The 11469-nt window shown below is 45.3% G+C and carries 5 protein-coding genes and 2 rRNA genes; 1 reads left to right on the top strand and 6 read right to left on the bottom strand.

Features of this window, described 5'->3' with window-relative positions; all coding sequences use genetic code 11:
- Window positions 1-83: 83 nt before the first annotated feature.
- Window positions 84-773 (bottom strand): histidine phosphatase family protein, encoded by a 690-nt coding sequence (locus ABIS04_RS14820; RefSeq protein ID WP_350431539.1) that lies wholly within the window; start codon window positions 771-773, stop codon window positions 84-86.
- Window positions 774-1105: 332 nt separating this feature from the next.
- Here ABIS04_RS14820 and metH point away from each other — a divergent pair, with 332 nt between their 5' ends.
- Entirely contained in the window at window positions 1106-4822 is a 3717-nt protein-coding gene (gene metH, locus ABIS04_RS14825) for a methionine synthase (protein ID WP_350431540.1), read from the top strand.
- A 194-nt stretch (window positions 4823-5016) separates the two neighbouring features.
- Here the strand turns inward: metH and ABIS04_RS14830 are convergent, their stop codons facing one another.
- The 5 genes from ABIS04_RS14830 to ABIS04_RS14850 form a co-directional block, all read right to left on the bottom strand.
- Window positions 5017-5463: a DUF3465 domain-containing protein gene (locus tag ABIS04_RS14830; RefSeq protein WP_350431541.1), complete on the bottom strand. Its 447-nt coding sequence runs from the start codon at window positions 5461-5463 to the stop codon at window positions 5017-5019.
- Between the two features lie 94 nt (window positions 5464-5557).
- The gene (gene trxC / locus ABIS04_RS14835; protein ID WP_350431542.1) at window positions 5558-5980 is read right to left on the bottom strand and encodes a thioredoxin TrxC; all 423 of its coding nucleotides are present in this window, start codon (window positions 5978-5980) and stop codon (window positions 5558-5560) included.
- Window positions 5981-6144: 164 nt separating this feature from the next.
- Window positions 6145-7431 carry an acetyl-CoA hydrolase/transferase C-terminal domain-containing protein gene (locus ABIS04_RS14840; protein WP_350431543.1) on the bottom strand — a complete coding sequence of 429 codons (1287 nt, stop codon included), beginning with the start codon at window positions 7429-7431 and terminating at the stop codon, window positions 6145-6147.
- 486 nt (window positions 7432-7917) lie between these two features.
- Window positions 7918-8033 (bottom strand): 5S ribosomal RNA (gene rrf / locus ABIS04_RS14845).
- A 197-nt stretch (window positions 8034-8230) separates the two neighbouring features.
- Window positions 8231-11143, bottom strand: a 23S ribosomal RNA gene (locus tag ABIS04_RS14850).
- Window positions 11144-11469: the final 326 nt, after the last annotated feature.

Here is an 11469-nt window from a genome sequence, read left to right on the forward strand (position 1 = left end):
ATCCTTAGCTTAACGTTATAATTTTGAAAAAATCATCATTATGACGCTGCAACAACTAAGCAATGGCACTAAAGCAATCACAATTAAGCCTTAGGCCAATGTAATCTAAAGCTCACTTTAGCAGGCTCACTCTCCATTGCCGCTGGCTGAGAACTATCAATAATATCAACATCGTCAGGCCAATAAACATCGAGCACCATAATAGCAGCATAGGGGATCGCTAGGTTAGCGAATAATCCACTACATTGGCCGGCATTTAGCACATGTCCCATAATGCATCGAATTACGCCACCATGGGTCACCACCAATGCCTGTGGAATTGATTCATCTGCTTCATTCAACACTCGCTGTAAACAGGCTACAACCTCAATTAATCCTTGTTGTACCCGCTCTGCAAAATCGACCACACTTTCGCCCTTCTCGGGGGTGTTTTCAACATTCCATGGATCCCGCCAATAAGCATCAAACTGGCTTGGGCTTTTATGATAAATTTTATCAAATGCTTGGCCATCCCATACGCCAAAGTTTATCTCTTGCAAAGCTGGCACAAGATCTAGCGGCACGGTTAATTGCTGTGACAAGCTTGCTGCAAAGCTTTTACAGCGCACTAAAGGCGAACTAAAAATATGGCTTATTGGGTGCGTGACACTAGCAAAGGCTTGGCACATTTGTTCATGGCCTTGCGGCGTTAATGGCACATCAATTTGACCACGTGCTATTTCACCGCCTTCACATTCACCGTGACGTAAAAACACTATCTTGGCTTGTTTCATTAAAATAAATCCTTACTCAAGATAATAAATTATTGTTAAACAATATCTTGTGTTGCCTAAAAATGGAAAATTTATACTCACTTAGATTAAACATTCTGATGTTAACTTAATTTTTAAGCCAAATAGTGCTTAATTCAGCCTTGCCCTTATTATAAAAACTCGCGTACTATAGCCGTCTATACGTTTATATGTCTAAACGTAATCTTAGCAGATAAGCATTTAAATTGACCCATTGATATGTTCAATGCGGATATCGCCCTTTTACATAGATTTAAGGGTATGCTTATCTCAATCAAGGTATCAAGCAACATAGTGATAAAAAGGTAACTGTTATGGCGAAATCGACTTCTTACAGTCAAACTCTTAAACAACTTAACGCATTGTTAGCGCAGCGTATTGTGATTTTAGATGGCGCTATGGGCACCATGATCCAAGACTATAAGTTGGAAGAAGAAGATTATCGTGGCGAGCGTTTTAAAGATTGGCATTGCGATGTTAAAGGCAACAATGACTTATTAGTACTCAGCCAACCGCAAATCATTAAAGATATTCATACTCAGTACCTGTTAAACGGTGCCGACATTATTGAAACCAACACCTTTAATGCCACCACCATTGCCATGGCCGACTACGATATGCAGTCACTGGCCGCTGAAATTAACCTTGCTGGCGCCCGAGTTGCTCGCCAAGCAGCAGATGAAGTAGCAGCACAAACTGGTTCACCACGTTATGTTGCCGGTGTATTAGGCCCAACCAACCGTACCTGTTCTATCAGCCCAGACGTTAACGACCCAGGGTTTCGTAATGTCAGTTTCGATCAATTAGTTGAAGCCTATGTCGAATCAACCAGCGCCTTAATTGAAGGCGGCGCCGATATCATTATGGTTGAAACCATTTTTGATACCTTAAATGCCAAGGCCGCGCTATTTGCGATTGAAAAAGTATTCGATCAGCTTGGCGATCGCTTACCTGTCATGATTTCTGGCACTATTACCGACGCCTCAGGCCGTACACTAACCGGCCAAACAACCGAAGCCTTCTATAACTCTTTACGCCACATCAAGCCGTTATCGATTGGCCTTAACTGCGCCCTAGGACCAAAAGAGTTACGCCCGTACGTTGAAGAATTGTCACGTATTGCCGAATGCTATGTCTCTGCCCACCCTAATGCTGGCTTACCCAACGAATTTGGCGGCTACGATGAAACCCCAGAAGAAATGGCCGAAGTCATTAATCAATGGGCGCAAGAAGGCATGCTCAATATTGTCGGCGGCTGTTGTGGCAGTACACCAGCTCACATTAGCGCCATCCGAGAAGCAGTACTCAGACACGAACCAAGACAGATCCCAGATCTTCCAGTCGCGTGTCGTTTATCGGGCCTAGAGCCACTCACCATTGATAAAAACTCGTTATTTGTGAATGTCGGCGAGCGCGCAAACGTGACTGGTTCGGCCAAGTTTTTACGCTTAATTAAAGAAGAAAAGTTCGAAGAAGCGTTAGATGTCGTGCGCGAGCAGGTTGAAAACGGCGCGCAAATTATCGACGTCAACATGGACGAAGGTATGCTCGATGGCGTGGCGTCTATGGCGAAGTTTTTAAACTTAATCGCCTCTGAGCCCGACATCTCTCGCGTGCCAATCATGATTGACTCATCAAAATGGGAAGTGATTGAAGCCGGCCTTAAATGCGTTCAAGGCAAGTCGATTGTAAACTCTATTTCGATGAAAGAAGGCGAAGCCAAATTTATCGAACAAGCCACCTTAGTGAAACGCTATGGCGCTGCCGCCATTGTCATGGCCTTTGACGAAGACGGCCAAGCCGATACACGTGAACGTAAAACCCAAATTTGTACCCGTGCTTATCGTATTTTGGTCGATGTTGTCGGCTTTCCACCAGAAGACATTATTTTCGACCCCAATATCTTCGCCATTGCCACCGGTATTGATGAACACGACAACTATGCAGTCGACTTTATCGAAGCCATTAAAGACATCAAAGCCACCTTGCCACACGCGATGATCTCCGGTGGCGTGTCTAACGTGTCATTCTCGTTCCGTGGTAACAACCCAGTACGCGAAGCTATTCACGCGGTGTTTTTATACCATGCCATTCAAGCAGGCATGGACATGGGTATTGTTAACGCAGGTCAGTTAGCCATATACGATGATATTGACCCAGAGCTCAAAAAACGGGTTGAAAACGTAGTCCAAAACTTACCTTGCCCGGTTGCCGACTCAAGTAACACCGAACAACTACTCGACATCGCTGAAAGCTTTAGAGGTGATGGCTCACAAGTGGCCAAAAAAGAAGATTTAGCCTGGCGCAGTTGGCCAGTATCTAAGCGTTTATCCCATGCCTTAGTTAAAGGTATCACCGAATTTATTGATGAAGATACTGAAGCTGCCCGCCTAGAAGCCGTGCGCCCTCTCGATGTTATCGAAGGACCATTAATGGATGGCATGAACGTGGTTGGCGACTTATTTGGCGCGGGCAAAATGTTTTTACCCCAAGTGGTTAAATCGGCTCGGGTAATGAAAAAAGCCGTGGCTTATCTTAATCCATATATTGAGCTTGAAAAGGTTGCCGGTCAGTCAAACGGGCGAATTTTAATGGTCACGGTAAAAGGTGATGTTCATGACATCGGTAAAAATATCGTTGGTGTAGTACTCGCTTGTAACGGCTACGAAGTGGTCGATCTTGGGGTGATGGTATCGGTCGATAAAATTCTCGATGCAGTAAAAGAGCACAATATTGACATTATCGGCATGTCAGGTCTTATTACACCAAGTCTTGATGAAATGGTACATAACGTGAAAACCTTCCACCGTGAAGGCTTAACCATCCCTGCTATTATCGGCGGTGCAACCTGCTCTAAAATTCATACTGCAGTAAAAATAGCTCCGCATTATCCACACGGTGCCATTTACATTGCCGATGCCTCGCGCGCCGTGCCTATGGTGTCAAAACTGATTAACAACGAAACACGCCAAGCGACCATTGACGAAGCTTACGTTGAATACGACATGATGCGTGAAAAACGTTTATCACAAACTAAGCGTAAAACCATAGTGTCGATAGAAGATTCGCGCGAAAACCGTTGTAAACACGACTGGGAAAACTACACTCCATTTACGCCTAACGTGTTAGGTCGCCAAGTGTTTGATGACTACCCACTAGAAGACTTAGTTGCACGTATCGACTGGACACCGTTCTTTAGAAGCTGGGAGCTGCACGGTCATTACCCAGAACTTTTAAAAGACAAAGTGGTAGGCGAAGAAGCGGTTAAATTATTTGCCGATGGCCAAGCTATGTTGAAGCAAATTATTGCTGAAAAGTGGCTTACCGCCAAAGCAGTGATCGGTTTATTCCCAGCCAATACCGTCAACCATGACGACATTGAACTGTATACCGATGAAAGCCGCACCACATTAGAAATGACCACTCATCATTTGCGTATGCAGCTTGAACGTGTCGGTAACGACAACTTTTGTTTATCTGACTTTGTTGCACCAAAAGATTCAGGCGTTGCTGATTACATGGGCGGTTTTGCGGTAACGACGGGGCATGGAATTGATGAACATGTTGCCCGCTTTGAAGCCAATCACGATGACTACAACGCGATTATGCTTAAATGCTTAGCAGACCGTTTAGCCGAAGCTTTTGCCGAGCGTATGCACGAACGTGTTCGTAAAGAGTTTTGGGGTTATGCCGCAGATGAAGTGCTCGACAATGAAGCGTTAATTCGTGAGCGTTATAAAGGCATTCGCCCAGCACCAGGTTACCCTGCATGTCCAGACCACACCGAAAAAGGTTTGTTATGGGACTTACTCAAACCCGATGAAACTATCGATTTGAACATCACCGAAAGCTTCGCCATGTACCCAACCGCTGCGGTCTCTGGCTGGTACTTTGCTCATCCTAAATCGCGCTATTTTGGCGTGACCAATATTGGTAAAGATCAGGTAGAAGACTACGCTAAGCGTAAAGGCATGACATTGGAAGAGACTGAACGATGGTTGGCACCAATATTGGACTATGATCCAGAATAGAGAGCGGCCCTGAGTAGATAGAGCTCCTGAATAAAGAGTGATCCCGAAAAGAGTAACCTTGAATAATCACGGTTATTCTTTTTTATGTCCAAACTTCGTTTGGATTAAGATCACAAGGTTCCTCTCTCATGGATCACTCAACCAGATTGTTGCCCGAGAACTTTGAGTTGTTTGGATACTATTAAAACTGCGATCTATTGATAGGTGCTGCCATTGTGTTTTAACCAGCCGCCTTGATGTTGTCCGCGTGGATCATGGTGAGTCCAATGGATGACGCCACCTTTGTTATTAAATTCATAAACACCGTAAAATTCGACGGTATCACCGACATTTAAGTTTTCTATCCGTGGGGCTAAATCAATATTATGGGCAACTAATAGCGTGTTTCCGCTGGCTATTTTTAGAATAAATCGTTGATGGCGGCTGCCTTTTAAATCATCGGAAAGTATTTTTACCACATCCCCTGAACCACCGATTTGAAGGTTACTCTGCTTATTATCAATGGCATTTTGTAACGCACTATCGCTGCCAGCGGTATAGCCAGCATAAACGTTTTGTACAATTTGAGTGGTTTGACCCTTTTGATCCAAAAAGCCAAATATCACGAGACTAAGTAAACAGATAACTAAGATTTTTTTCATGTTTATCAATTCCTTTTAAACAACAATCAAAATAAAGCTAAACAAAAACGCGATAGTTTATCGCGTTTTTAATGAGTAATCTAAAGTCCAAAATCTATTTAATCGACTCTAGCCATTGGTTAAATGATGATGCAGGCATAGCGCCGGATTGTTGTGCAAGCACTTTGCCTTGTTTAAATACCATCAGGGTTGGGATCGAGCGAATATTGAATTGGGCAGCAAGGGCTTGTTGCTCTTCGGTGTTGAGCTTGCCGAAACGAAACTTAGGTTCCCATTTCTTGGCTGCTTGAGTAAATACCGGCGCAAAGTTTTTACACGGACCGCACCAGCTAGCCCAAAAGTCGACCACCAGTGGTAACTCTGATTTATTAGCATGGAGGCTAAAATTGGCAGCAGTAAGCTCTATCGGTTCACCAACGAATAGGCTTTGTTTACATTTCCCACAAGTCGGTTGTTGTTCAAGACGTTCTTCAGGGATGCGATTTAAGGTATCGCAATGGGGGCAAGCTATTATCATGATTAGACCTCACATCAACTTCATTATCGAGACTCTTCAATCATAAACCTTGTTGGTGTGTTAAACGAATAATCGTTTTAATTTTTTATATTATGGCCTGCGGACAACGTCAATAGCCGCAGGCCATAAACAAAAACTCACTCAAACTGTTCAGTTAACCGAATTTAAACCGTAATTTGCCACATATCAAAGGCTTCTTGGCAAAGCTGTTCTCTAAACTTTGGATGAGCAATATCAATAAGCGCTCGGGCTCGCTCGCGTAATGACTTACCGCGTAGATAAGCGGTTCCATACTCTGTGACGATATAGTGTACATGCGCACGGGTGGTTACCACGCCAGCGCCAGGGGATAATACTGTGGCTATCCGCGACACAGTGCCATTAGCCGCAGTACTTGGCAATGCGATGACAGATCGGCCGCCTTCAGAAAGGCCAGCGCCGCGGATAAAGTCCATCTGGCCGCCTACACCTGAATAAATTTGCGTGCCCAATGAGTCAGCACACACCTGCCCTGAAATATCGACCTGTAACGCGGAGTTTATTGACATTACATTCGGATTTTTACGAATAATCGCAGTGTCATTTACTTGCTCAATATCCATAAATATTACCGAGGGGTTATCATCAACAAAGTCATAAAGTCGTTGGCTACCCAATGCAAAGCCTGTCACTGTCTTACCGGGATGGACCTTTTTACGACTATTATTGATAACCCCAAGTTCAACCAGATTAAGCACTCCATCTGAAAATAGCTCGGTGTGTACGCCTAAATCTTTATGTCCGGTTAAACACGCCAATACAGCGTCTGGAATTGCACCTATGCCCATTTGTAGGCAAGCGCCATCTCGTACTAACTTAGCCACATTCTGGCCGATAGCTAAGCTTGTCGCATCACTTGGGGCAAATAGATGTTGCGGTAACGGCATACTCTGCTCATACACTGCAGCAAGCTTATGATAATGAATAAAACCATCACCATGGGTGCGAGGCATCATAGGGTTAATATGGGCTATGATTTTACCCGCCATTTGGCAGGCCGCTAAAGTTGCCTCAACCGATATACCTAACGAACAGATACCATGTTTATCTGGTGGGGAAACTTGAATAATCGCGGTATCGATATGCTGTTCGCCGGAACGAAACAACTTGGGTACTTCAGAAAGAAAAATAGGCACATAATCGGCATCACCTTGTTGCAACAGCGAGCGCGTGGGTGTGCCAGCAAAGAAACAACGATGGCGTAGATGATCCTTTAAACGGGGATCACTTAACGACTCTGCACCCTCGGTATGCAACTGCAATAATGTTAAACCATGCTTTGTTAACGCATGTTGGGCTAACGCGTCTAACAATAATGTTGGGGTTGCCCCCATGGAATGAGTCCACAAGGTTTCACCACTTTCAATTAAGGACACGGCCTCTAATGCACTGCTACAAATAATTGGTTTCATTAATATTACTCAAGGTCATTAAGCTATTTGTAGTGTAAGGGTTAAATTAACGTTTTAATAGCGTTAACAATACACACTATGCGCTAAAACATAGAGTTGCGATATAGAGTCATTACAGAGCATTATTTCAATAATAAATGAGACATAAATGGTGTTAGCTTCAGTTAATCAAAACGATTCTATAATATTAACTACAATATTGTGGAATTATGCTTAAAAAGATGAAAACCTGCAGGCCAATGATCTTACTAGCTTTAAACCATGCCAGCTTATTCAGCCCTCATCAATGAAAACGTGAAGTTATTTTAAATGCAGCTACTTATTTTACTTATTAGGCGCCTAGGAATCACCTATTTGGCATGGGCATATCGGCCACACAAGTATGATGTTCAGATAAACCAAGCCATAATTTCAACAAATTACAGACGTAAAAAAGCCCGCTATATAATAGCGGGCTGTTTCACGACTCTTTCAAGTCAATTAGGCGCCTGGAAATGACCTACTCTCACATGGGGAGACCCCACACTACCATCGGCGATACTGTGTTTCACTTCTGAGTTCGGAATGGGATCAGGTGGTGCCACAGCTCTATGGTTTCCAGACAAATTTTGCTTATCTAACGCATTCTTTTTTATGCATTAAATAATAATTCGGAAAGCTGATTGCTTTTTGAGTCTCTCACACTGTCTAAGCGCTCTATTCTAACACTAAGGTCATGCTCCCTTTAGTACGACCTCCATGGAAGGAGGAAGTGCTAGAAAATGTCGGGAACATTTTCAGTAAAACCCATCTGGGTTGTATGGTTAAGCCTCACGGGTCATTAGTACAAGTTAGCTCAACGCCTCACAACGCTTACACACCTTGCCTATCAACGTAGTAGTCTCCTACGGCCCTTTAGAGAGCTTAAAGCTCTAGGGATGACTCATCTTAGGACTCGCTTCCCGCTTAGATGCTTTCAGCGGTTATCGATTCCGAACGTAGCTACCGGGCAATGCTATTGGCATAACAACCCGAACACCAGCGGTTCGTCCACTCCGGTCCTCTCGTACTAGGAGCAGCTTCCTTCAATCATCCAACGCCCACGGCAGATAGGGACCGAACTGTCTCACGACGTTCTGAACCCAGCTCGCGTACCACTTTAAATGGCGAACAGCCATACCCTTGGGACCGACTTCAGCAGCCCAGGATGTGATGAGCCGACATCGAGGTGCCAAACACCGCCGTCGATATGAACTCTTGGGCGGTATCAGCCTGTTATCCCCGGAGTACCTTTTATCCGTTGAGCGATGGCCCTTCCATTCAGAACCACCGGATCACTATGACCTACTTTCGTACCTGCTCGACGTGTATGTCTCGCAGTTAAGCTGGCTTATGCCATTGCACTAACCGTACGATGTCCGACCGTACTTAGCCAACCTTCGTGCTCCTCCGTTACTCTTTGGGAGGAGACCGCCCCAGTCAAACTACCCACCAGGCACTGTCCCGAACCCCGATAAGGGGCCGCGGTTAGAACATCAAAACTACAAGGGTGGTATTTCAAGATTGACTCCACTCTGACTAGCGTCAAAGTTTCAAAGTCTCCCACCTATCCTACACATGTAGGTTCAATGTTCAGTGCCAAGCTATAGTAAAGGTTCACGGGGTCTTTCCGTCTAGCCGCGGGTATACGGCATCTTCACTTCACCGCAATTTCAACTTCACTGAGTCTCGGCTGGAGACAGCGTGGCCATCATTACGCCATTCGTGCAGGTCGGAACTTACCCGACAAGGAATTTCGCTACCTTAGGACCGTTATAGTTACGGCCGCCGTTTACCGGGGCTTCGATCATGAGCTTCTCCGAAGATAACCCAATCAATTAACCTTCCGGCACCGGGCAGGCGTCATACCGTATACGTCATCTTGCGATTTTGCACAGTACTGTGTTTTTGATAAACAGTTGCAGCCACCTGGTATCTGCGACTGCCGTCAGCTTAGGGAGCAAGTCCCATCACCGACAGCAGCGTACCTTCTCCCGAAGTTACGGTACCATTTTGCCTAGTTCCTTCAGCCGAGTTCTCTCAAGCGCCTTGGTATTCTCTACCCGACCACCTGTGTCGGTTTGGGGTACGATTTCTACTAACCTGAAGCTTAGAAGATTTTCCTGGAAGCATGGCATCAACTACTTCATCACCTTAGTGACTCGTCATCAGCTCTCAACCTGTACATTTAAGTACGTATTCCCGGATTTGCCTAAGAATACAGCCTACTACCTTAAACGCGGACTACCAACGCCGCGCTAGCCTAGCCTTCTCCGTCTCTCCATCGCAGTTAGCAGAAGTACAGAAATATTAATCTGTTTCCCATCGATTACGCCTTTCGGCCTCACCTTAGGGGTCGACTCACCCTGCCCCGATTAACGTTGGACAGGAACCCTTGGTCTTTCGGCGAGGGAGTTTTTCACTCCCTTTATCGTTACTCATGTCAGCATTCGCACTTCTGATACGTCCAGTGTGGGTTACCCCTTCACCTTCAACCGCTTACAGAACGCTCCTCTACCGCGCACTTCCTAAGAAATGCACCCGTAGCTTCGGTGGTATGTTTAGCCCCGTTAAATCTTCCGCGCAGGCCGACTCGACTAGTGAGCTATTACGCTTTCTTTAAATGATGGCTGCTTCTAAGCCAACATCCTAGCTGTCTAAGCCTTCCCCACATCGTTTCCCACTTAACATACACTTTGGGACCTTAGCTGACGGTCTGGGTTGTTTCCCTTTTGACAACGGACGTTAGCACCCGCTGTCTGTCTCCCGAGTAGTACTCATTGGTATTCGGAGTTTGCAAAGGGTTGGTAAGTCGGGATGACCCCCTAGCCTTAACAGTGCTCTACCCCCAATGGTATTCGCTCGAGGCGCTACCTAAATAGCTTTCGAGGAGAACCAGATATCTCCGAGTTTGATTGGCCTTTCACCCCCAGCCACAAGTCATCCGCTCATTTTTCAACATAAGTCGGTTCGGTCCTCCAGTTGATGTTACTCAACCTTCAACCTGCCCATGGCTAGATCACTCGGTTTCGGGTCTACGCCTTGCAACTAAACGCGCAGTTAACACTCGGTTTCCCTACGGCTCCGCTATTCGCTTAACCTCGCTACAAAACGTAAGTCGCTGACCCATTATACAAAAGGTACGCAGTCACGGTCTCAAGAACCGCTCCCACTGCTTGTACGTACACGGTTTCAGGTTCTATTTCACTCCCCTCACAGGGGTTCTTTTCGCCTTTCCCTCACGGTACTGGTTCACTATCGGTCAGTCAGGAGTATTTAGCCTTGGAGGATGGTCCCCCCATATTCAAACAGGATGTCACGTGTCCCGCCTTACTCGTTTTCATCTATGGTTAGTTTTCATGTACGGGGCTATCACCCTGTGCCGCTGAGCTTTCCAACTCATTCCACTAACACCCCATAGACTTAAGGGCTAATCCCCGTTCGCTCGCCGCTACTAGGGGAATCTCGGTTGATTTCTTTTCCTCCGGGTACTTAGATGTTTCAGTTCCCCGGGTTTGCCTCACTACACTATGTATTCATGTAGTGATAACAGCTTATGCTGCTGGGTTTCCCCATTCGGATATCGTTAGCTCAAATGCTTATTACTAGCTCGCCAACGCTTTTCGCAAGTTATTACGTCCTTCATCGCCTCTGACTGCCAAGGCATCCACCGTATACGCTTAGTCACTTAACCATACAACCCAAATGAGTTTCACTTGCGTGAACCACCTGCGTTATATCGCAACTAGCTGGTTTTTACTTGTCTCACCTCCGGGTAGGAAGTGGACTCGCCTTAGTTTTTAGAATATTCAAGACACTTAAACAGTGTTTTGAGAACTCAAGATACTGATGCTTTCGCATCAGTATTATTTTTCGCACTAACGTAATCACATCAACAACAACGAATCGTCATCAATGCGCCTTTAGTTAGTACTATCAGCTTTCCAAATTGTTAAAGAACAACACTTAACCGGCTCGCGGTGTGTTTCACTCTCCTTCCGAAGAAGGTAACAAGTAATC

This window comes from Shewanella sp. H8 (genome assembly GCF_040285065.1).
GTDB classification, from domain to species: domain Bacteria; phylum Pseudomonadota; class Gammaproteobacteria; order Enterobacterales; family Shewanellaceae; genus Shewanella; species Shewanella polaris.

What these genes read in the sequence shown, in the direction of transcription:
- ABIS04_RS14820 (WP_350431539.1), bottom strand. Translation starts at nt 773, where the DNA reads ATGAAACAAGCCAAGATAGTGTTTTTACGTCACGGTGAATGTGAAGGC.
- metH (WP_350431540.1), top strand. Translation starts at nt 1,106, where the DNA reads ATGGCGAAATCGACTTCTTACAGTCAAACTCTTAAACAACTTAACGCA.
- ABIS04_RS14830 (WP_350431541.1), bottom strand. Translation starts at nt 5,463, where the DNA reads ATGAAAAAAATCTTAGTTATCTGTTTACTTAGTCTCGTGATATTTGGC.
- trxC (WP_350431542.1), bottom strand. Translation starts at nt 5,980, where the DNA reads ATGATAATAGCTTGCCCCCATTGCGATACCTTAAATCGCATCCCTGAA.
- ABIS04_RS14840 (WP_350431543.1), bottom strand. Translation starts at nt 7,431, where the DNA reads ATGAAACCAATTATTTGTAGCAGTGCATTAGAGGCCGTGTCCTTAATT.